Consider the following 20,388-nt stretch of genomic DNA (forward strand, 5'->3'; position numbering starts at 1 on the left):
CCTCCGTCAGGCATCCGGGATCGGCTGGAACGGAGCTTCCTTGTCGGTGCGCTCCTTCTTGGTCCAGGCGCTGGCGCCCACCTTGATCGCGTACACCAGCACGCTGAACACCACCAGCAGGAACAGCACGGTGAGGCCGGCGTTGATGTAGGCGTTCATCATGACGTGCTGCATCTGGCCGATGTCCTTGGCCGGGGCGATGATCTGGCCGGCATCCAGGCCAGCGGAGTACTTCTTGCCCAAAGCGATGAAGCCCACGGCCGGGTTGCTGTCGAACAGTTTGATCAGGCCGGCGGTGGTGGTGCAGATCAGCAGCCAGGCAGCCGGCAGGGCGGTCACCCAGACGTACTGCTGGCGCTTCATCTTGATCAGCACGACGGTGGCGAGCATCAGCGCGATGCCGGCGAGCATCTGGTTGGAGATGCCGAACAGCGGCCACAGCGTGTTGATGCCACCCAGCGGATCGACCACGCCCTGATACAGCAACCAGCCCCACAGCGCGACGCAACCACCGGTGCCGATGATGTTGGCGGTCCAGGATTCGGTCTTCTTCAGCGCCGGGACGAAGTTGCCCAGCAGGTCCTGCAGCATGAAGCGCCCGGCACGGGTGCCGGCGTCCACCGCGGTGAGGATGAACAGAGCCTCGAAGAGGATCGCGAAGTGGTACCAGAAGGCCATGGTGTTCTCACCCGGCAGCACCTGGTGGAGGATGTGCGCGATGCCCACGGCAAGAGTCGGCGCACCACCGGCACGGGCCAGGATGGTGGTCTCGCCGATGTCCTTGGCGGTCTGCGTCAGCACTTCCGGAGTGATGGTGAAGCCCCAGCTGCTGACGGTCGCGGCAACCGCGGTGACGTCAGTACCGACCACGGCCGGCGGGCTGTTCATGGCGAAGTAGATGCCCGGTTCGATGACCGAGGCGGCGACCATCGCCATGATGGCCACGAAGGACTCCATCAGCATGCCGCCGTAGCCGATGTAGCGGGCGTCGGGCTCGCGGTTGAGCAGCTTGGGCGTGGTGCCCGAGGAGATCAGCGCGTGGAAGCCGGAGACGGCGCCACAGGCGATGGTGATGAACAGGAACGGGAACAGGCCGCCCTTCCACACCGGGCCGGTGCCGTCGGTGAACTGGGTCAGCGCCGGCATCTTCAGCTCCGGCGAGACGATCACGATGCCGATGGCCAGGGCGACGATGGTGCCGATCTTGAGGAAGGTCGACAGGTAGTCACGCGGGGCCAGCAGCAGCCAGACCGGCAGGACCGAGGCAATAGCGCCGTAGGCGATCAGCATCCAGACGATCTGCACGCCATGGAAGGTGAACACCGGGGCCCACTCGGGGCTGGCGGCGATCTGCCCGCCGAGCCAGATGGAACCCAGCAGCAGCACAATGCCGACCACGGAAATCTCGCCGATGCGGCCCGGGCGGATGTAACGCATGTACACGCCCATGAACAGCGCGATCGGGATGGTCGCCAGCACGGTGAACATGCCCCACGGGCTTTCGGCCAGGGCCTTCACCACGATGAGCGCGAGCACCGCGAGGATGATGATCATGATCAGGAACGCGCCGAACAGAGCGATGGTCCCCGCCACCTGCCCCATTTCCTCGCGTACCAGTTCACCCAGCGAACGCCCGTTGCGGCGACTGGAAATGAACAGAACCATGAAATCCTGCACGGCGCCGGCCAGCACCACGCCGGCGATCAGCCAGAGCGTGCCGGGCAGGTATCCCATCTGCGCAGCCAGTACGGGACCGACCAGGGGGCCGGCGCCGGCGATGGCGGCGAAGTGGTGACCGAAGAGGATGTGCTTGTTGGTCGGGACGTAGTCCAGACCGTCGTTGTTGAGGACCGCGGGGGTCGCTCGGTTGGGGTCCAGTTGCATCACCTTGGTGGCGATGAAAAGGCTGTAGTAGCGGTAGGCGACCAGGTAAATGGCGACCGCCGCGACGACGATCCACAGTGCGTTGATGGCTTCGCCGCGACGTAGTGCCACGACTCCCAAGGCAAATGCACCGACTATCGCCACCGCCAGCCAGGCGAGGTGACGTAGCAGGCTGTTGTTATTGTTCATAGCGAGGCTTCCGACAGTTTGAAGGCGAGAATTCGCAGAAAAATTCTAGTCTTTTCCCGCGACCCATTCATACGACCTTAGTCTAGGGTGATTGCGCGCTTATTGCCGGAAGTCAACGTGCTCCGACCCTGGAGTCAGGAAATGAAAAGGCCCGCCTGGGGCGGGCCTTTTCAGGCTGCGACAGATCGTCAGGCCGGCTGCTTGGCGTACTGCGCCAGCGTCTGGTCACGGCTCATTACGGCCAGGGTGTTGTTGAGCACCTGCTCGCCGGTGGCGTCCTTGGAAGTGAAGATCTCACCGAAGTGCTGCTGGGTGACCTGGGCGAAGTGCGCGCGGTCCTGGCTGGGAATGCCGAGCAGGACAGCGTAGGCATCCAGTGCCTCGCCATGTCCCTGGGCCATGTTCTCGGCAATATTGTCGAGCATGCCGTTCATGGCGAAGATCGAGCGACCGCCGTAGGTGATGCGCTGGCTGGCGTCGCAACCGTTGGTGCCGGAGGTCAGGCCGAAGGTGGCGTTACCCGACGTGCCGTTGGTGGTGGTGGCCAGCAGGTGCGGGAACAGGCCGCGCTGGCCGTCGAAGACCATGTTGCCCCAGCCGCAACCCTTGCCGCTCTGGCCGGCTTCGTCCGCGTGCGCCGCCAGGCTGGCAACGCTGATAACCCCAAAAATCAGACCCTTGATGAGTTTATTGTCCATGCTCTGCACTCCGCAGTTGTAGTGGTTAAACGCACATGGAGCTTTGGCGAGGGTCCGCATACTGTCAAACCCGCGCGAACTGTGTCTGACGGACGAAACGTCAGCAATCAGTGTACGACGCGTCAGTATGGGCTTGCGTCTATAGTGAGGCGAAGCAGAAACGGCCGGAGAGCCACGACATGACTGACGATCACGACGAGCGCCGGCGCTTCCAGCGCATCGCCTTCGACGCCGGCACCGAGATCAGCCAGGGCGACCTGCGCTGGAAGGTGACGCTGCTGGACCTGTCCCTGCAAGGACTGCTGGTGCAACGCCCGGAACACTGGAGCATCGTCGCGCAGGAGCCGGTGCAGGTACGCATCTACCTGGGCTTCGACGTCAACGTCTATATGGAGGCAGACCTGGCCTGGGAGCGGGAGGGCCTGCTGGGCTTCAACTGCCGGCACATCGACCTGGATTCCATCAGTCACCTGCGCCGCCTGGTCGAGCTGAACCTGGGGGATGAATCACTGCTGGAGCGCGAACTCACGCTACTCAGCGAACACTGATCCAACCGTGTAGGAGCGAGCTTGCTCGCGAACCGCCTGACACCGGAGCAGCCGGTGAGAGTTCGCGAGCAAGCTCGCTCCTACAGAAAGCCGCTATTCGAACAACGCATCCAGCGCCTGCTCCAGGCGCGTCACGGCGATCACCTGCAGGCCCGGCGGCGACTCCTTCGGCGCATTGCCCTTGGGTACGATGGCGCGCTTGAAGCCGTGCTTGGCCGCTTCCTTCAGACGTTCCTGGCCGCTGGGCACGGGGCGCACCTCGCCGGACAGACCGACTTCGCCAAACACCAGCAACTGGTGATCCAGCGGCCGGTTGCGCAGGCTGGACATCACCGCCGCCATCAGCGCCAGGTCCGACGCTGTTTCCAGCACCTTCACACCGCCAACCACGTTGAGGAACACGTCCTGATCGTAGGTCGGGATGCCGCCATGGCGGTGCAGCACCGCCAGCAGCATGGCCAGTCGGTTCTGGTCCAGGCCCAGGGTCACGCGGCGCGGGTTGGCCAGGTGGCTGGTATCCACCAGCGCCTGCACTTCCACCAGCATCGGCCGCGAGCCTTCCCAGGTGGCCATGACCACGCTGCCCGGCACTGATTCCTGGGCGCGGGTGAGGAAGATTGCCGACGGGTTGGACACTTCCTTCAGGCCACGGTCGGTCATGGCGAATACGCCCAGTTCGTTCACCGCGCCGAAGCGGTTCTTCACCGCTCGCAACAGGCGCAGGCGGCCGTCGGATTCACCCTCGAAATACAGCACCGTATCGACCATGTGCTCGAGCACGCGCGGGCCAGCCAGCGAACCCTCCTTGGTGACGTGGCCGACCAGGAAGATCGCCGTGCCGCTCTGCTTGGCGAAACGCACCAGCAACGCCGCGCTCTCGCGCACCTGAGCGACACCGCCAGGGGCCGATTGCAGTTGTTCCGTGAAGATGGTCTGGATCGAGTCAATCACCATCACCTTCGGCTGCTCCTGGCGCGCCGTGGCGATGATGGTCTCGATGCAGGTCTCGGTCATCACCTTGAGCTTGTCTTCGGGCAAACCCAGACGACGGGCGCGCATGGCGACCTGCTGCTGGGATTCCTCGCCGGTGACGTAGAGCGCCGGCAGGCGCGTGGCGATGTTGCAGAGGGTCTGCAGGAGAATGGTGGACTTGCCGATGCCGGGGTCGCCGCCTATCAGCACCACCGAGCCGTCGACCAGGCCGCCGCCGAGGGCGCGATCCAGTTCCGCCGAGGCGGTGGAGAAGCGGGGCATTTCCTCGACGCTGACTTCGGCGAGGGTCTTGATGTTGGCCTGCTGGCCGGCCCAACCGCCGCGGCCGGAGCTGGAGCTGCCGGAACCGCCGGTGGGCGTGGTGTCGATGACGGTCTCGACCAGAGTGTTCCAGGCACCGCAATCAGGGCATTGGCCGGCCCATTTCGGGTAGGTGGCGCCGCACTCGGTGCAGCCGTACATGCGCTTGGCCTTGGCCATGGGGGACTTCCGTCGAATACAAAGCCCGCATCATAAGCCAATCGGGTGGAAGGCTTCAGAACCTATTTACGGTCTCGCGAGCTAGAACAGACCTGCGTTGAAATTGGTTGAGGGGGGGCGGAGTTTACACGCAGCAAATGAGCCCCCCGAGGCCGGTTTCAAGGCAATTCTGCCGACGCGCAGCAGGCCGTAGACAGGGTCTTAGCTCGCCAGGCGGCGGTACTGACTCTCCATATCGTGCTTGAGGCTCTCGCGGCGCATCAGCAGCGAGGCCAGGGTGCAGTCGGGGCGTTCGATGCCTTCCTCCACGCGGCCGATGCGCTGGTCCAGCAGCTCGTATTGCAGCTTCAGGCGAACCAGGCGTTCCTGCGCGCGCAGGGCTTCGACATTGCGTTTGGGGAGCTTGGTGACGGACTTGCCAGAGGACGAAATGGCTTTACGCATGGCGGTGGCACCGATTGGAAAGAGATGATGGGAGCCTACGCCTCGCTCCGACGCACACCCTTGACTCTGATCAAGCTCAACCGGATCGCTTGAGCAGGTCGGCGATCTCGTCCTTCAGCGCCACACGTTGCAGTTTGAGGGAATTCAGAGCGAGGTCATCCATCGCTGCGCGACCGTCCTCGATGTCGTAGATTTTCTTGTCCAGCTCCTCGTAGCTGGCGGCCATGCGGGTGAAATTCGCGTCCTTTCCATGCAAGCGGGTCATCAGGGACTTCTGGTCGGGGAATTCACGGGACAGGGGATGATGCTCGAGCGGCATGGCGGGCCTCCTTGTATGGATGGGTTGCCCGATAAGCCTAGCCCACGAAGCGGACTCGCCCAGCGCCGCCGGTCATACCGGTGGAATTGACCGCCCGCGGGGTGTTCAGACGGCGACAGGCCGCTAAACTGCGCCTGTCCCCCTCTATATTGCGTAACAAGGAGTCAGTGCATGAGTCTGCTTAGCGAATTCAAGGCCTTCGCGGTCAAGGGCAACGTGGTCGACATGGCCGTCGGTATCATCATCGGCGCCGCCTTCGGCAAGATCGTCTCGTCCTTCGTCGGCGACGTGATCATGCCGCCGATCGGCCTGCTGATCGGTGGCGTGGACTTCTCGGACCTGGCGATCACGCTCAAGGCCGCCGAAGGCGATGTGCCCGCCGTGGTACTGGCCTACGGCAAATTCATCCAGACCTGCCTGGACTTCATCATCGTGGCCTTCGCCATCTTCATGGGCGTGAAGGCCATCAACCGACTCAAGCGCGAAGAAGCCGCCGAGCCCAGCGCCCCGCCGGTGCCTACGCCTGAGGAAACCCTGCTGACCGAGATCCGCGACCTGCTCAAGCAGCAGAACAATCGCACTCCTTGAGCAGATCGCGGATCGGGCCGGGCGCGGCCCCTCCCGGGGTCAGCCCGGCGGCGTCAGCAGCACACGGCCGATGCGCCGCTCGCTGACGTCCGTCACCTCCAGGCGCCAGCCACCCAGCTCCAGCGTGTCACCCTTGGCCGGCAAGCGGCCAAGGTGCTTGAGCGCCAGCCCGCCTAGGGTCTGGTACTCCGCCGTCGGGCGAGCGTTGAAGCCGACCCGTTCGGCCAGCGCCGACAGCGTCACGGCACCGTCCACCCGGTAGGAACCCGCTTCTGCCTCGATGTCCGTACCGGACACCTCGCTGGCGTCCGGCAGCTCACCGGCGATGGCCTCCAGCACATCGGTCATGCTCAGCATGCCCTCGAAGCCACCGAACTCGTTGACCACGAAGGCCAGGTGGGTCGAGGCCTCGCGCATCTGTTCCAGTGCGCCCAGCACCGTGCTGCTGTCCGGCAGGCTCAGCGGCTCGCGCAGCAGCGGCAGGATATCCAGCTCGCGGCCCTGCAACAGGGCGGAGAACAGCTCCTTCTTGTGCACATAGCCCAGCGGCTCGTCGATGTTGCCTTCGCGGATCACCAGCAGGCGCGAGTACGGCGATTCCAGCAGCGCGCGGCGGATGTTCTCCGGGCTGTCGGCCACGTCCACCCGGTGCACGCGCTGGCGGTCGATCATCACGGCTTTTACCGGACGCTCGGCCAGGCCCAGCACGCCGCTGATCATCACCCGCTCACGGCGATCGAACGGCGCATCGGTGCCATCGTCCGGGCCCACCAGGTCGGCGATCTCATCGCCCACCTCGTCGGCGTCGACCTTGCCTCCCATCAGGCGCAGCACGGCGTGTGCAGTGCGCTGGCGCAGACCACGCTGACCGCGCTGGCTCTTCTGGCGCTTCCAGCGCACCAGCTGGTTGGCCATCTCGATCAGCAGGCTGAAGCCAATGGCGGCGTACAGGTAGCCTTTCGGGATGTGGAAGCCCAGGCCTTCGGCAGTCAGGCTGAAGCCGATCATCAGCAGGAAGCCCAGGCACAGCATGATCACTGTCGGGTGCTCGTTGACGAAGCGGGTCAGCGGCTTGCTGGCCACCATCATCAGGCCGATGGAGAAGATCACCGCGATCATCATCACTTCCAGCTGTTCGACCATGCCCACGGCGGTGATCACCGCGTCGAGGGAGAACACGGCGTCCAGCACCACGATCTGCGCGACCACCGGCCAGAAGGCTGCATAGACACGCTTGCCGTTGGAAGTGTGCACGCGGCCTTCCAGGCGCTCATGCAGCTCCAGCGTGGCCTTGAACAACAGGAACAGACCACCGAACAACATGATCAGGTCGCGCCCGGAGAAGCTCTTGCCGAACACCTCGACCAGCGGCTCGGTGAGCGTGACCAGCCAGGAAATGCTCGCCAGCAGGCCCAAGCGCATCAGCAGCGCCAGCGACAGGCCGATCAGCCGCGCGCGGTCGCGCAGGTGCGGCGGCAGCTTGTCCGCAAGGATTGCGATGAAGACCAGGTTATCGATGCCGAGCACCAGCTCGAGCAGGATCAGGGTGAGCAGGCCGAGCCAGGCCGTGGGGTCCATCAACCATTCCATGTCGACTCACCTCGCTGGGTGCGCGCCATGGCAGGCTGGGAAGGCTTATCCGCGAACGCGGATGCCGGGGGAGGTTCGCCGGCCGCCGGCTCTACAAGGGTAGGTACCGGGGTCGGCGTCGTACTTTGACTGTCCATAAGGTCCGAAAAAAGGGAAACGGACGCTCATCCTAAGGGCAAAGGGCGAACGCCCTAAGCGGACAATCTTTTCAAAATCTATCGAGCACGCCTTACCAATAGTTTTCCACGGCAATCTGGCCGGGCTTGCGCGTCAGCGCCAGGCTCATGCCACGGGCCTTCAGCACGGCGCGGGTGTCCTCGATCATCTGCGGGTTGCCGCAGAGCATCACCCGCGAATGTTCCGGAGTGAGTTCCAGACCGGCGGCGCGCTCCAGCTCGCCGTTCTCGATCAGCGTGGTGATCCGCGCGTTCAGGCAGCCGGGCACCTGTTCACGAGTCACCACCGGGATGAACTGCAGCTTGTGGATATGCTCGGCCAGGTGCTCCATCGCACCGAAACTGGCGATCAGGTCGCGGTAGGCCAGCTCCTTCTCCTCACGGGCGCTGTAGACCAGCTTGATGGTCTCGAAGCGTTCCCATACCTCGAAGTCCTGCAGGATCGACAGGAATGGCGCAAGGCCGGTGCCGGTGGACAGCAGCCACAGATCACGGCCGTCGGGGAAACGATCGAGGGTGAGGAAGCCGAAGGCCTGGCGGTCCACCAGCAACTGGTCGCCGACGCGCAGGCGACTGAGCTCACTGGTGAATTCGCCACCGGGAACGACGATGGAGAAGAACTCGAGGAAGTCGTCGTGGGGCGCCGAGACCATCGAGTAGGCGCGCCAGACAATGCTGCCGCTGGGCTTGTACACGCCCAGGCGGGCGAACTGCCCGGCGCGGAAGCGGTAGCCGCTGTCGCGGGTGGTGCGCAGGGTGAACAGGCTCGGGGTGAGCGTCTGCACCTCCACCAGGGTCTGGCGGGTGAACTTCTCTTCGCTGGCGGTCATCGTCCGCTCCCTTTTCAAGAACCGGCCTATTTTCCCGTATTGGCGCGCGAAGAAACACCCGCAAGGCTTGTGGCTATCCCGCTAGATCGCCACAAGCCTGCTCCAGATCACTGCCAGGGGATCAGTGCTTGCGGTTCACCACCTGGGCGGCGCGCAGCACGTCGGTGCCGATCTCGCCTTCGAACTCCTTCCACAGCGGCTGCATGGCGGTGCGCCAGGCGTCCCGCTCGGCCGGGGTCAGGGTGATGATGCGCGCCTTGCCGTTGGCGACCACGTGCTCGCGCTCCTTCTGGTTCAGCGCCTCGGCGTCCTTGTTCACCTCGACGGTGACCTCTTCGATGATGCTTTCCAGCTGGGTGCGCACCGGGTACGGCATGCTGTTCCAGAACTTCTGGTTGCTGATCACCATGTAGCTGAGCACACCATGGTTGGTCTCGGTGATGAATGGCTGGGCAGTGTCGAGCTTCTGGCTGCCGAGGTTCGACCAGGTGTTCTCGGTCCCCTGTACCTTGCCGTCCTGCAGTGCCTTCAAGGTTTCGGCGAAGGGCATCTTCACCGCCGTGGCATCGAGCAGGCCGAACTGGGCATTGATCACCGACGACGGCTGGATGCGGAACGCCAGCCCCTTGGCATCGGCCGGTGCGCGCAACTCGCGGTTGGCGGAGAGCTGCTTCATGCCGTTGTTCCAGTAGCCCAGCCCGTAGATGCCCGAGCGTGCCATGGAGTGCAGCAATTCGCGGCTCTTGTCGCGCTTCTGGAAGCGCTTCACCGCCTCCAGGTCGTCGAACAGGAACGGCAGGTCGAAGACTTCGAGCTGTTTGGTGTAGCCCTCGAACTTCGACAGCGACGGCGCCAGCATCTGCACCTTGCCGTCCTGCAGCGCCTGCAGTTCATCGGCGTCGCCGAACAGCGTGGAATTGGGGAACACCTCGACCTTCACCTGGCCGCCCAGGCGCTCTTCCACCAGCTTCTTGAACAGCAGCGCACCGCGGCCCTTGGGCGTGTCGTCGGCGACGACGTGGGAGAACTTGATCACGATGGGCGCATCGGCGAGAGCCGGTTGAGCCACGAGGAAAAGGGCGGACAGAGCCACCCCGAGCAACGACTTGTACATCGACATCCTTATGCAATGGCAATAGCCCGGCGCGCGAACGAGTGTCGCGTGTCGAGGATTCGTGAAGACTTGGAGTGGTGGCCGTCGGTCGGCGGAGCGCAGCTCCGGGATCGGGCCCTACCGGGTCGCATGGACCGCCCGGTTATTATTGGGAGGCCGCCGCGCAGCGATGGAAAGACGACAGCGGGCGGATAGGTCATAATTTTTCGGTATAACGCCGCCCTGCACAAGCAGATGATGGCCAACTGCTTCTCAGTTTGATGACAATCTCGTTGCAATCAGCCTCGTCTCATTGCGACTTCCAGCATCACCTGTTCTCAGCCATTCTTCGTTCGAGAGTCCCATGCCCGTCCTCGCCAGCCCCTTCGCCCAGCTCGACCTGGTCCGCCACCCCGAACAGCGCGAAGACCCGCTGCAGGCCTTCGACGCGGCCGACGAGTACCTGCTCAACCATCTCCATGAGCAGAGCGTAACCGCGGACAGTCGCGTGCTGGTGCTCAACGACAGTTTCGGCGCCCTCGCCGCCAGCCTCGCGCCCCACGTGCACCTGACCAGCAGCGGCGATTCGCACCTGGGTTTCATCGCCCTTGAGCGCAACCTTGAACGCAACGGCCTGGCCGAAGCGCCGCTCACCTTCGTCCCCGCCAGCGAACCCCTGCCAGGCCCGTTCGATCATGTGCTGGTGCGCGTGCCCAAGACCCTGGCGCTGCTGGAAGAGCAACTGATCCGCCTGCACGGCCAACTCGCGCCCGGCGCAAAAGTGGTCGCGGCCGGCATGATCAAACACCTGCCGCGTGCCGCCGGTGACCTGCTGGAGAAATACATCGGCCCGATGCAGGCCTCACTGGCAGTGAAGAAGGCGCGGCTTCTGGTGGCCAGCGCCGAGCAGCGCCCCGCGCCCACCTCGCCCTACCCGACGCGCTACCGCCTGGAAAAGCCGGCGCTGACGCTGCTCAACCACGCCAACGTGTTCTGCCGCGAGGGCCTGGACATCGGCACCCGTTCCTTCCTCCCGCACCTGCCGCAAATCCACCATGCCGTGCGCGCCGCCGACCTGGGCTGCGGCAACGGCGTGCTGGGCATCGCCTTCGCCCTGCTCAACCCGCAGGCCGAACTGACGCTGGTGGACGAGTCGTACATGGCGGTGCAGTCCGCGCGGGAAAACTGGCAGGCCGCCCTGGGCGACCGCCCTGTGGATATCCGCCCTGACGACGGCCTCGCCAGCCAGACCGCCGATTCCCTGGACCTGGTCCTGTGCAACCCGCCCTTCCACCAGCAACAGGTAGTCGGTGACTTCCTCGCCTGGCGCATGTTCCAGCAGGCCCGCGCAGCACTGGTCACCGGTGGCGAACTGTGGATAGTCGGCAACCGCCACCTGGGCTATCACGCCAAGCTCAAGCGCCTGTTCCGCGGCGTCGAGCAGGTGGCGGCAAATCCGAAATTCGTGGTGCTGAAAGCGACCAAATAGGCCAGCGGGATTGCTCCGGCCGGCGTGCCGGAGCAGCATGGATCGCCTTCGCCAGGACGTATGCCATGACCGCACAAGAAGCCGCCCCACTCTCACCGGAACTGATCCGCACCGCCGACGGCGTCGATCTCGCCCTGCGCCGCGCAGGCCCGGCGGATGGCGTGCCGGTGGTGCTGACCCACGGCACCTTCTCCAATCACCGCAGCTGCCTGGGACTGGCCAACTACCTGGCCAGCCAGGGCTTCGCCTGCTGGCTGTTCGACTGGCGCGGGCATGGCGACAGCGGGCGCAACGGCTTCCTCCATAGCTTCGACGACGTGGCCGAGCAGGATGTACCGGCCATTCTCGATGCGGTGAGTCAGCGCAGCGGGTACACCGCATTGCACTGGATCGGGCATTCCGGCGGCGGACTGATTGTTTCGATGTGGGCGGCGCGTCATCCCGAACTGGCGCAGCAGCGGTTGCGCTCGATGGTGCTGATTGGCTCCCAGGCCACGGCAGCTGGTGCAAGTCTTTCACACAAACTCGCGGTGCTCGGCTACGACTGGATGCTGCGCTGGCGACGCGTCGCTCCCAGCCGGGCGAAGAGCGTCGGCCCGGAGGCGGAAAGCGCGCGCCTGATGCGGCAGTGGTGCCAATGGAACCTGCGCCGACGCTTCGACTCCCTGGCAGGTTTCGACTATCTGGCCGGGCTGGCCAACGTCCAATTGCCGGTACTGGGGGTGGCTGGCAGCGGCGATACCTTCATCGCGCCCGTGGCTGGCTGCGAGGCACTGGTCAAGGCATTCGGCGGCGATGACGCGCACCTGGAGCTCTTCGGCCTGGCGACCGGCGCGCGGGAGGATTACAGCCATAACCGCTTGCTGCTGTCGCGCAATGCCAGCCAGGAAATCTGGCCGCGAATCGCACAGTGGCTAAGTCGGCGTTGAAGGGCCGGCGTTGCCCACCATCCCCGGCATCATTCTGAACGGCACAAAGCGCGGGGGAGGAAAATCAGTTCCCGCCCCACACCTGCAGGCCGACTCCCAGCTCTGCGGCGATCGAAAGCGGCAGCAGCAAGGTATCCAGCAACGCGCTGCCGGGCAGGTCGAGACCGGGGTAGGCCGGCGCGTCGGTGCCGAAGTGATCCTTCGGGCAGCAGCCGCCATTGAGCGAATACCAATCCAGCCGGGTGCCGGCATAGATCAGCGGATCGCCAGGGCGGCTGTCGTTAAGGGTCTTCACGGTGGCGCAACCGTCCAGCTGCAGCAGCAACAGGGCGGCCAGGAGCTTATTCGTCACTGACAAGATGGTGTTCGCCCCAGCGCGGCAGCATGTCCTGGGGAATGCCCAGCTGATTGAGAATGCGCGCGACGACGAAGTCGATCAGGTCGTCGACCGTCTGCGGCTGATGGTAGAAGCCCGGAGCAGCCGGCAGGATCACCGCGCCCATATTGGACAGCTTGAGCATGTTCTCCAGGTGGATGCTGGAGAGCGGCGCCTCGCGCGGCACCAGGATCAACTGGCGACGCTCCTTCAGCGCCACGTCGGCGGCGCGCTCGATCAGGTTGTTGCAGGCGCCGGTGGCGATGGCCGACAGCGTCCCCGTCGAGCAGGGCACCACCACCATCGCACTCGGCGCGCCGGAGCCGGAAGCCACTGGGGCCATCCAGTCTTCCTTGCCGTAGACGCGAATCTGCCCGGGAGCGGCGCCGGTGTATTCGCTCAGGAAAGCCTGCATCGCCTGCGGCTTGCTCGGCAGGGTCACATCGGTCTCGGTGGCCACCACCAACTGCGCGGCCTTGGAGATCAGGAAGTGCACCTCGCGGTCTTCCTGCACCAGGCAGTCGAGCAGACGCAGGCCGTACTGGGCGCCCGAAGCGCCGGTCATGGCAAGGGTGACGCGTTCGGCTCCGGCCATGTTCAGCCCTCCAGCGCCTGGGCCAGCTTGCCGTGCAGGCCGCCGAATCCGCCGTTGCTCATGACCACTACCTGGGTGCCCGGCGTGGCGATGGCTTTCACGCCCTCGATGATGGCTTCCAGCGAGTCGCACACTTGCGTGGGAACGGTGGAACTGGCCACGGTGGCGGCCAGGTCCCAGCCGAGGTTCGGCGGTGCGTACCAGAATACGTTGTCAGCCTGCACCACGGACTCCGGCAGGCCGTCGCGGTGGGCGCCGAGCTTCATGGAGTTGGAGCGCGGCTCGACCACGGCGATCACCTTGGCATCGCCGACGCGCTTGCGCAGACCATCGAGGGTGGTGGCGATGGCAGTCGGGTGGTGGGCGAAGTCGTCATAGATGGTCACGCCTTGCACTTGCGCGACCTTTTCCATGCGCCGCTTGACGCTCTTGAAGGCCGACAACGCGGCGCAGCCCAGCTCCGGCACCACGCCGACATGGCGGGCCGCCGCGAGGCAAGCCAGGGCGTTGGCGACGTTGTGCTGGCCGGTCAGCTCCCAGTCCACGGTGCCTTGCGGCTTACCGTCGAACAGTACCTCAAAGTGCGAACCGTCCTCGCTGAGCAGGCGCGCCTGCCACTGCCCGCCTTCGCCGGTGGTCTGCACCGGGGTCCAGCAGCCCATGTCGATCACGCGCTTGAGCGCGGTTTCGGAGGTGGGATGGATGACCAGGCCTTCGCCGGGGATGGTCCGCACCAGGTGGTGGAACTGCCGCTCGATGGCGGCGAGGTCGGGGAAGATGTCCGCGTGGTCGAATTCCAGGTTGTTCAGGATTGCCGTGCGCGGGTGGTAGTGGACGAACTTGGAGCGCTTGTCGAAGAAGGCGCTGTCGTACTCGTCGGCCTCGACCACGAAGAACGGCGTGCCGCCCAGGCGCGCAGAGACACCGAAGTTCTGCGGGACGCCGCCGATGAGGAAGCCCGGGCTCATCCCGGCGTGCTCCAGCACCCAGGCCAGCATGCTGCTGGTGGTGGTCTTGCCGTGGGTACCGGCAGCCGCCAGGACCCAGCGGCCTTGCAGCACGTGGTCAGCCAGCCACTGCGGGCCGGACACGTAGGGCAGGCCCTTGTTCAGCACGTACTCCACCGCCGGGTTGCCGCGCGACAGCGCGTTGCCGACCACCACCAGGTCCGGAGCCGGCTCCAGGTGGGCGGGGTCATAGCCCTGCATCAGCTCGATGCCCTGGGATTCCAGCTGGGTGCTCATGGGCGGGTAGACGTTGGCGTCGGAGCCGGTCACGCGGTGGCCCAGCTCCTTGGCCAGGACGGCCAGCGACCCCATGAAGGTGCCGCAGATACCGAGGATGTGGATATGCATGCAGACTCCTGCAATCAAGCCTTTCCAGGCGCTTCGAATGGGCGGCAGAGTAGCACAGCGCGCCCCCGCGCGGCCCGCCGCCGGGGCATCAGACGACGAGGTGGGGAAGCGGTTCCCGTTCGAACTTGAATGCCAGCGGGATCATGTAAACGATAGGGCGGCAATGATTACCAGGATAAACCCCGGCTTAGGACGAATACCCTCTCCCCCGCCCTCTCCCTGAAGGGAGAGGGAGCCATCCGAGCCAACTGACGCTGTAGTTTCAACCGGGAAACTCACGACTCCCCGCGGGCGGAGTCAATCGGAGCGACTTTCCGAAACCTGAGCACCGTTCGCGAGCAAGCTCGCTCCTACAGCAAGCCTGTGCACCGGTTGCTCTTTGTAGGAGCGAGCTTGCTCGCGAACAGCCAGGACTCAGACCTGGCGCCGCAACCCATGCCGATTGAGCTTGCGGTACAGCGTGTTGCGGATGATGCCCAGCTGCTGCGCAGCACGAGTGCATCGGAGCAGAGTCTGTCAGACGCGTCGGCCCGCAACAGGGCTGCCGTTCGCGAGCAAGCTCGCTCCTACAGCAAGCCTGAGCACCGGTTGCTCTTCGTGGGAGCGAGCTTGCTCGCGAACAGCCAGGACTCAGACCTGGCGCCGCAATCCATGCCGATTGAGCTTTCGGTACAGCGTGTTGCGGCTGATGCCCAGCTGCTGCGCAGCACGGCTGACATGCCAGCGCTGCGCTTCGAGCACTGCCAGAAGTGCATCGCGTTCGGCGGCGCCGAGGGTGTCGCCGCCCTCCTCGCTCACCGCTACCTCGACAACGGCGGGAACCGAAGTACGGCGCAGATCCGGCGGCAGGTCGGCCATCTGGATGCGTCCGCCGTCGCACAGTGCACAGAGCGTGCGCAGCACGTTGCGCAGCTGGCGCACGTTGCCCGGCCAGGGGAAGTCCAGCAGGTGGCGGCGCACGTCGTCGTCCAGGCGTACGCTGCGGCCCTTGCTCTCCTCGGCCAACAGGTGGCCGAGCAGCGCGCCACGGTCTTCGCGCTCGCGCAGCGGCGGCAGCGCGACGACCAAACCGTTGAGGCGATAGTAGAGGTCTTCACGGAATTGTCCGGCGGCCACCAGCGCCTCCAGGTCACGGTGACTGGCGCTGATCAGGCGGATATCCACGTCCTGCGGCTCGCCGCCGATGGGCACCACCTGCCGCTCCTCGAGCACGCGCAGCAGGCGCGTTTGCAGCGCCAGCGGCATGTCGCCGATCTCGTCGAGGAACAGCGTGCCGCCATCGGCCTGTTGCAGCTTGCCGCGCATGCCTTCCTTGCGTGCGCCAGTGAAGCTACCACCGCGATAACCGAACAGTTCGCTCTCGATCAGGGTCTCGGGAATCGCCGCGCAGTTCAGCGCGACGAAGCTCTTGCCAGCACGCTCGCCCGCCAGATGCACGGCACGGGCGAACGCTTCCTTGCCGGTGCCGGTCTCGCCCTGCAGCAGCAGTGGTACGTCGTGGGCGTAGACCTTCAGCGCACGGCGGAAATCATGGGCCAGTTGCGGGTCGTCGATGCACAGTCCCTTCGCCAACGGCGCGCGCGGCAGCACCGGCGCGGCGGCGATGGGCCGCTTGCCGCGCAGCAGCGCATAGAGGGTGCGCCCGGCGTGGGTGCGCAGCGGCCAGCTGGCATTGGGCTGTGGGTCGGCGCGGCTGAAAAGGTCGTCCAGCCGGCAATCGAAGAACTGTTCCAGCGAGCGGCCGATCAGGCTTTCCCGGCGGCTGCCGAGCAGGTTGATGGCGCTCTGGTTGGCCGCACGGATGCGCCCGTCGGCACCGAAGGCCAGCATGCCTTCGCTGAACAGCCCGAGGCCATCGGGTTGCAGGTGGAAGCGCAGCAGCCACTGGTCCTCGAAATGCCGCAGGAAATAGCAGCTCTCGATGGCCTTGGCCGACAGGTTGACCAGCGCCATGGTGTGGAACTGGCTTTGCCGCGATACGTCACGGCGCGCGGAGGAAACGTCGAGCACCGCCAGCAGTTCGCCCTGCGGATCGAACACCGGGCTGGCCGAGCAGGTCAGGCCCGTGTGGCGGCTGCGGAAATGCTCATCCTGGTGAATGGTCAGCGCCTGGCGCTCCACCAGGCAGGTGCCGATGCCGTTGGTGCCTTCGCGTGCCTCGCTCCAGTCGGCGCCGAGCCACAGCCCGGCCTGCTCGAAGGTGCGGCGCTCTGCGGCTTCGCTGACGCAGTTGAGGATGACCCCGCGGGAATCGGTGAGCAGCACCGCGTGGCCAGCTCCGGACAGTTGCTGGTGCAGGCTGTTCATCTCGTCGCTGGCAATTTCCAGCACCTGGCGGTGCCGCTCGCGGACTTCCAGCATGCGCGCGTGCTCGAGCACGGCCGGGGCCATGGGCTGCGCCGGGTCGAGGTGATACTGCTCCAGGCAGCGCATCCAGGAGCGGGCGATCGACGGGTCCGCGCCGGGGGCTCCGGCGCGGGCCTTGCCCTCGGCCACGGTCATGACCTGGCGGGCGTGGCGGCTCAAATCGTTGGCGCGCATTCTTGTTGTTCTCCGCTATGGGGACGGGGAGGCAGCCCCGAGGTTCCGGCGAAGTCTGTCCGACAATCCGACGGAACGCAGGACAGCATCCCCCACGCGCCTGACCAATGCAACGTATGGCCGACCGTCAGGTCACCACTGTCACGTTTACGGGACAAACTGTCACCCAACCCTGTGCCAGGGGCGTTACAGGGCGACTTCCGGCGCCCGGCTCGATCCGCCGCAACCCAAGCGGCGCGGGGCTTTCACTGGCATGGCCCGGCCCTTGCTCTACGCTTGTTCAACGTCCTCCCCAACAAGCACAAGACCCAGGAGATCCGACCATGCGTTATGCCCATCCCGGTAGCGAAGGCGCCATCGTTTCGTTCAAGGCGCGCTACGGCAACTACATCGGCGGCGAATTCGTCCCGCCGGTGAAGGGTCAGTACTTCACCAATACCTCGCCGGTGAATGGCCAGCCCATCGCCGAATTCCCCCGCTCTGACGCCTCCGACATCGACAAGGCACTGGACGCCGCCCACGCCGCCGCCGACGCCTGGGGCCGCACTTCGGTGCAGGACCGCTCGCTGGTGCTGCTGAAGATCGCCGACCGCATCGAGCAGAACCTGGAGCTGCTGGCCGTCACCGAGACCTGGGACAACGGCAAGCCGGTGCGTGAAACCCTCAACGCCGACATCCCGCTGGCCGCCGACCACTTCCGCTACTTCGCCGGCTGCATCCGCGCGCAGGAAGGCAGCGCCGCCGAGATCAACGACACGACCGTGGCCTACCACATCCATGAACCGCTGGGCGTGGTCGGGCAGATCATCCCGTGGAACTTCCCGCTGCTGATGGCTGCCTGGAAACTTGCCCCGGCCCTGGCCGCCGGCAACTGCATCGTGCTCAAGCCGGCCGAGCAGACTCCGCTGGGCATCTGCGTGCTGATGGAACTGATCGGCGACCTGCTGCCCAAGGGCGTGCTCAACGTCGTCCATGGCTTCGGCAAGGAGGCCGGTGAAGCGCTGGCCACCAGCAAGCGCATCGCCAAGATCGCCTTCACCGGCTCGACCCCGGTGGGCTCGCACATCCTCAAGTGCGCCGCCGAGAACATCATTCCGTCCACCGTCGAACTGGGCGGCAAGAGCCCGAACATCTACTTCGAAGACATCATGCAGGCCGAGCCGACCTTCATCGAGAAGGCTGCCGAAGGCCTGGTGCTGGCCTTCTTCAACCAGGGCGAGGTGTGCACCTGCCCGTCCCGCGCGCTGGTGCAGGAGTCCATCTACCCGCAGTTCATGGACGTGGTGATGAAGAAGGTCAAAGCCATCAAGCGCGGCGACCCGCTGGACACCGACACCATGGTCGGCGCCCAGGCCTCGCAGCAGCAATACGAGAAGATCCTCTCCTACCTCGACATCGCCCAGCAGGAAGGCGCGCAGATCCTGGTCGGCGGCTCGGTCGAGAAGCTCGACGGCAACCTTTCCACTGGCTACTACATCCAGCCGACCCTGCTCAAGGGCAGCAACAAGATGCGCGTGTTCCAGGAAGAAATCTTCGGGCCGGTGGTGGGCGTCACCACCTTCAAGGATGAAGCCGAGGCGCTGGCGATCGCCAACGACACCGAGTACGGCCTGGGCGCTGGCGTCTGGACCCGCGACATCAACCGTGCGTACCGCATGGGCCGCGGCATCAAGGCCGGTCGCGTGTGGACCAACTGCTACCACCTGTACCCGGCGCACGCCGCCTTCGGTGGCTACAAGAAATCCGGTGTGGGCCGCGAGACCCACAAGATGATGCTCGACCACTACCAGCAGACCAAGAACCTGCTGGTGAGCTACGACATCAATCCGCTGGGCTTCTTCTGATTGCGCACTGCTGATTGACCCCGCCCGGTTCGCCGGGCGGTCTCCCCGAATCGATCTTTGCGCGGCCCACGGGCCGCGCTTTTTTATGTCCGGAAAAGAGGCTATTCGTAGGAGCGGACTCCGTCCGCGATACGCGATCGGCCGGCTCAGCGTGGTCGAAAATCAATCGCGGACAGAGTCCGCTCCTACGCAGGGATCAAGCGCGAAGCGAAGCCTGTAGGAGCGAGCTTGCTCGCGAACCCGCCCGCTACCTGAGCCGCCGGGGAATCCGTTCGCGAGCAAGCTCGCTCCTACAGTAAGAAGGTCAGCTCGCGTCGCTGCGCCACTGCCGAGGGCTCACGCCGAACCAGCGGCGGAAGGCGCGAGAGAAGGCGCTGGTCTCGGAATATCCCAACAACGGCGCCAGCTCGGAGATCGGTCGCTGCGGCTGACGCAGGTAATGCAGCGCCAGATCGCGACGGGTGTTTTCCACCAGTTGACTGAAACTCAGCCCCGCCTCGCGCAGGCGGCGCTGCAGGCCGGCGGTGGTGAGTTCCAACTGCTCAGCAATCAACTCCAGCGAAGGTTCGCCATCGACCAGCGCCAGGCGAATCTGCGTGCCGGCGTCCTCCACCAGATTGGGGGCGCCGCTCTGCTCGCCCAGGCGACGGATCACGTCCTGCACCAGGAACAGCAGGTTGGCGTCGCGCTCGGGCATCTGCCGGCCATAGAGGTCACGCTTGGGAATGAGCATCGAGTTGCAGCCGCGCTGGAACAGCACCGGCGCATCGAACACGCGGCCATGCTCCTGCCAGCCTTCCGGCCGCGCATGTTCGAAGCTCACCGCGCGCGGCGCCCACTCGGGGCCAAGCGCATGGCGCATCAGGTTCAGCGCCATGCCCAGGGTCAGCTCGGCGTCCTGGCGGCGGTCAAGGATCGCGCCATGGCGCACCTGGTAGTCGAAGCGGTAGCACTCGCCGCAATCCACCAGGCGGATCAGGGTGTCGTGCTGGTGATAGGGGAAGGCGGCGGCGAAGTTCTTCAGCGCGTCTTCCAGCGTCTCAGAGCACAGCCCGACGTAACCCAGCAGACCCAGTTCGCGCGGGCGGAATTGCTCGCCATAGCGCAGCCCGAAGTTGTCGCACCCCGACTGTCGCGCAGCCTCTTCCAACACCTGGCAGTAGTTGGTAAGCGCCAGGCTCAAGGTTGGATGCAGCAGGCGCTCCGGGTCGATTCCGGCGCGGCCGAAGACGCGATCGATGTCGCCGCCCTGGTCGCCGATGAAACGACCCAGGCCGCTGGCGGCGGCGGACAGTACGCCGATGTTGCTGGCCAGGGGCAGGCTCAGGCCGGACGGGGAAAACAGAGGCTGGCTCATGTCGGTTACCGATCTTGTTTTGAGACACGCAAGGCACATGGTTCCCGGAAAGAAGGGAACGAATAAACAA

Annotated in this window: 19 protein-coding genes; 5 read left to right on the forward strand and 14 right to left on the reverse strand. The window is 65.2% G+C overall.

Features of this window, described 5'->3' with window-relative positions; all coding sequences use genetic code 11:
- Nucleotides 1–6: 6 nt before the first annotated feature.
- Nucleotides 7–2,073 carry a carbon starvation CstA family protein gene (locus tag ACNFH5_RS23575; RefSeq protein ID WP_416750153.1) on the reverse strand — a complete coding sequence of 689 codons (2,067 nt, stop codon included), beginning with the start codon at nt 2,071–2,073 and terminating at the stop codon, nt 7–9.
- A gap of 188 nt (nt 2,074–2,261) precedes the next feature.
- Complete coding sequence (locus ACNFH5_RS23580; RefSeq protein ID WP_416750154.1) at nt 2,262–2,771, reverse strand: DUF3015 domain-containing protein; 510 nt, start codon at nt 2,769–2,771, stop codon at nt 2,262–2,264.
- Between the two features lie 179 nt (nt 2,772–2,950).
- Here ACNFH5_RS23580 and ACNFH5_RS23585 point away from each other — a divergent pair, with 179 nt between their 5' ends.
- Nucleotides 2,951–3,319 carry a PilZ domain-containing protein gene (locus tag ACNFH5_RS23585; protein ID WP_045216617.1) on the forward strand — a complete coding sequence of 123 codons (369 nt, stop codon included), beginning with the start codon at nt 2,951–2,953 and terminating at the stop codon, nt 3,317–3,319.
- Nucleotides 3,320–3,412: 93 nt separating this feature from the next.
- Here ACNFH5_RS23585 and radA read toward each other — a convergent pair whose 3' ends face one another.
- From radA to ACNFH5_RS23600, 3 genes are all read right to left on the reverse strand, one after another.
- Nucleotides 3,413–4,792, reverse strand: a complete 1,380-nt coding sequence (radA, locus tag ACNFH5_RS23590; protein ID WP_037015294.1) for a DNA repair protein RadA — start codon at nt 4,790–4,792, stop codon at nt 3,413–3,415.
- A gap of 201 nt (nt 4,793–4,993) precedes the next feature.
- Nucleotides 4,994–5,236 carry a hypothetical protein gene (locus tag ACNFH5_RS23595; protein WP_253445373.1) on the reverse strand — a complete coding sequence of 81 codons (243 nt, stop codon included), beginning with the start codon at nt 5,234–5,236 and terminating at the stop codon, nt 4,994–4,996.
- Between the two features lie 76 nt (nt 5,237–5,312).
- Nucleotides 5,313–5,555 (reverse strand): YdcH family protein, encoded by a 243-nt coding sequence (locus tag ACNFH5_RS23600; protein ID WP_416750155.1) that lies wholly within the window; start codon nt 5,553–5,555, stop codon nt 5,313–5,315.
- A gap of 171 nt (nt 5,556–5,726) precedes the next feature.
- Between ACNFH5_RS23600 and mscL the strand changes: the two genes are divergently transcribed.
- Nucleotides 5,727–6,143, forward strand: a complete 417-nt coding sequence (gene mscL, locus ACNFH5_RS23605; protein WP_416750157.1) for a large-conductance mechanosensitive channel protein MscL — start codon at nt 5,727–5,729, stop codon at nt 6,141–6,143.
- 39 nt (nt 6,144–6,182) lie between these two features.
- Here mscL and ACNFH5_RS23610 read toward each other — a convergent pair whose 3' ends face one another.
- From ACNFH5_RS23610 to ACNFH5_RS23620, 3 genes are all read right to left on the reverse strand, one after another.
- On the reverse strand, nt 6,183–7,733 hold the full coding sequence (locus ACNFH5_RS23610) for a TerC family protein (RefSeq protein ID WP_416750158.1): 1,551 nt from the start codon (nt 7,731–7,733) through the stop codon (nt 6,183–6,185).
- Between the two features lie 229 nt (nt 7,734–7,962).
- A complete protein-coding gene (locus ACNFH5_RS23615) occupies nt 7,963–8,739 on the reverse strand; it encodes a ferredoxin--NADP reductase (RefSeq protein ID WP_024764776.1) in 777 nt (258 codons plus the stop codon).
- Nucleotides 8,740–8,860: 121 nt separating this feature from the next.
- On the reverse strand, nt 8,861–9,853 hold the full coding sequence (locus ACNFH5_RS23620) for a TRAP transporter substrate-binding protein (protein ID WP_416750161.1): 993 nt from the start codon (nt 9,851–9,853) through the stop codon (nt 8,861–8,863).
- A 343-nt stretch (nt 9,854–10,196) separates the two neighbouring features.
- Between ACNFH5_RS23620 and ACNFH5_RS23625 the strand changes: the two genes are divergently transcribed.
- Nucleotides 10,197–11,321 (forward strand): methyltransferase, encoded by a 1,125-nt coding sequence (locus tag ACNFH5_RS23625; RefSeq protein WP_416750163.1) that lies wholly within the window; start codon nt 10,197–10,199, stop codon nt 11,319–11,321.
- A 65-nt stretch (nt 11,322–11,386) separates the two neighbouring features.
- On the forward strand, nt 11,387–12,250 hold the full coding sequence (locus ACNFH5_RS23630; protein WP_416750165.1) for an alpha/beta fold hydrolase: 864 nt from the start codon (nt 11,387–11,389) through the stop codon (nt 12,248–12,250).
- A gap of 64 nt (nt 12,251–12,314) precedes the next feature.
- Here ACNFH5_RS23630 and ACNFH5_RS23635 read toward each other — a convergent pair whose 3' ends face one another.
- The 5 genes from ACNFH5_RS23635 to ACNFH5_RS23655 form a co-directional block, all read right to left on the reverse strand.
- Nucleotides 12,315–12,602 (reverse strand): YceK/YidQ family lipoprotein, encoded by a 288-nt coding sequence (locus ACNFH5_RS23635; protein ID WP_416750167.1) that lies wholly within the window; start codon nt 12,600–12,602, stop codon nt 12,315–12,317.
- Nucleotides 12,592–13,221: a flavin prenyltransferase UbiX gene (gene ubiX / locus ACNFH5_RS23640; RefSeq protein ID WP_416750169.1), complete on the reverse strand. Its 630-nt coding sequence runs from the start codon at nt 13,219–13,221 to the stop codon at nt 12,592–12,594. Before ubiX ends, ACNFH5_RS23635 begins: the two co-directional genes overlap by 11 nt.
- A 2-nt stretch (nt 13,222–13,223) precedes the next feature.
- The gene (gene mpl, locus ACNFH5_RS23645) at nt 13,224–14,576 is read right to left on the reverse strand and encodes a UDP-N-acetylmuramate:L-alanyl-gamma-D-glutamyl-meso-diaminopimelate ligase (protein ID WP_416750171.1); all 1,353 of its coding nucleotides are present in this window, start codon (nt 14,574–14,576) and stop codon (nt 13,224–13,226) included.
- 414 nt (nt 14,577–14,990) lie between these two features.
- Nucleotides 14,991–15,086, reverse strand: coding sequence for a helix-turn-helix domain-containing protein (locus ACNFH5_RS23650; RefSeq protein WP_416750356.1), 96 nt, complete (start codon nt 15,084–15,086; stop codon nt 14,991–14,993).
- 120 nt (nt 15,087–15,206) lie between these two features.
- On the reverse strand, nt 15,207–17,117 hold the full coding sequence (locus ACNFH5_RS23655; RefSeq protein ID WP_416750173.1) for a sigma-54-dependent Fis family transcriptional regulator: 1,911 nt from the start codon (nt 17,115–17,117) through the stop codon (nt 15,207–15,209).
- A gap of 323 nt (nt 17,118–17,440) precedes the next feature.
- Between ACNFH5_RS23655 and ACNFH5_RS23660 the strand changes: the two genes are divergently transcribed.
- Nucleotides 17,441–18,961, forward strand: a complete 1,521-nt coding sequence (locus tag ACNFH5_RS23660; RefSeq protein ID WP_416750176.1) for an aldehyde dehydrogenase family protein — start codon at nt 17,441–17,443, stop codon at nt 18,959–18,961.
- A gap of 304 nt (nt 18,962–19,265) precedes the next feature.
- Here the strand turns inward: ACNFH5_RS23660 and ACNFH5_RS23665 are convergent, their stop codons facing one another.
- Entirely contained in the window at nt 19,266–20,318 is a 1,053-nt protein-coding gene (locus ACNFH5_RS23665; protein ID WP_416750178.1) for an AraC family transcriptional regulator, read from the reverse strand.
- Nucleotides 20,319–20,388: the final 70 nt, after the last annotated feature.

Origin of the sequence: Pseudomonas sp. NY15435, assembly GCF_048068295.1 — a bacterium.
In the GTDB taxonomy this organism is placed as follows: domain Bacteria; phylum Pseudomonadota; class Gammaproteobacteria; order Pseudomonadales; family Pseudomonadaceae; genus Pseudomonas.

What these genes read in the sequence shown, in the direction of transcription:
- ACNFH5_RS23595 (WP_253445373.1), bottom strand. Translation starts at nt 5,236, where the DNA reads ATGCGTAAAGCCATTTCGTCCTCTGGCAAGTCCGTCACCAAGCTCCCC.
- ACNFH5_RS23580 (WP_416750154.1), bottom strand. Translation starts at nt 2,771, where the DNA reads ATGGACAATAAACTCATCAAGGGTCTGATTTTTGGGGTTATCAGCGTT.
- ACNFH5_RS23575 (WP_416750153.1), bottom strand. Translation starts at nt 2,073, where the DNA reads ATGAACAATAACAACAGCCTGCTACGTCACCTCGCCTGGCTGGCGGTG.
- ACNFH5_RS23665 (WP_416750178.1), bottom strand. Translation starts at nt 20,318, where the DNA reads ATGAGCCAGCCTCTGTTTTCCCCGTCCGGCCTGAGCCTGCCCCTGGCC.
- ACNFH5_RS23625 (WP_416750163.1), top strand. Translation starts at nt 10,197, where the DNA reads ATGCCCGTCCTCGCCAGCCCCTTCGCCCAGCTCGACCTGGTCCGCCAC.
- mpl (WP_416750171.1), bottom strand. Translation starts at nt 14,576, where the DNA reads ATGCATATCCACATCCTCGGTATCTGCGGCACCTTCATGGGGTCGCTG.
- ACNFH5_RS23615 (WP_024764776.1), bottom strand. Translation starts at nt 8,739, where the DNA reads ATGACCGCCAGCGAAGAGAAGTTCACCCGCCAGACCCTGGTGGAGGTG.
- ACNFH5_RS23585 (WP_045216617.1), top strand. Translation starts at nt 2,951, where the DNA reads ATGACTGACGATCACGACGAGCGCCGGCGCTTCCAGCGCATCGCCTTC.
- ACNFH5_RS23630 (WP_416750165.1), top strand. Translation starts at nt 11,387, where the DNA reads ATGACCGCACAAGAAGCCGCCCCACTCTCACCGGAACTGATCCGCACC.
- ACNFH5_RS23660 (WP_416750176.1), top strand. Translation starts at nt 17,441, where the DNA reads ATGCGTTATGCCCATCCCGGTAGCGAAGGCGCCATCGTTTCGTTCAAG.
- ACNFH5_RS23655 (WP_416750173.1), bottom strand. Translation starts at nt 17,117, where the DNA reads ATGCGCGCCAACGATTTGAGCCGCCACGCCCGCCAGGTCATGACCGTG.
- ACNFH5_RS23620 (WP_416750161.1), bottom strand. Translation starts at nt 9,853, where the DNA reads ATGTACAAGTCGTTGCTCGGGGTGGCTCTGTCCGCCCTTTTCCTCGTG.
- ACNFH5_RS23610 (WP_416750158.1), bottom strand. Translation starts at nt 7,733, where the DNA reads ATGGAATGGTTGATGGACCCCACGGCCTGGCTCGGCCTGCTCACCCTG.
- radA (WP_037015294.1), bottom strand. Translation starts at nt 4,792, where the DNA reads ATGGCCAAGGCCAAGCGCATGTACGGCTGCACCGAGTGCGGCGCCACC.
- ACNFH5_RS23600 (WP_416750155.1), bottom strand. Translation starts at nt 5,555, where the DNA reads ATGCCGCTCGAGCATCATCCCCTGTCCCGTGAATTCCCCGACCAGAAG.
- ubiX (WP_416750169.1), bottom strand. Translation starts at nt 13,221, where the DNA reads ATGGCCGGAGCCGAACGCGTCACCCTTGCCATGACCGGCGCTTCGGGC.
- mscL (WP_416750157.1), top strand. Translation starts at nt 5,727, where the DNA reads ATGAGTCTGCTTAGCGAATTCAAGGCCTTCGCGGTCAAGGGCAACGTG.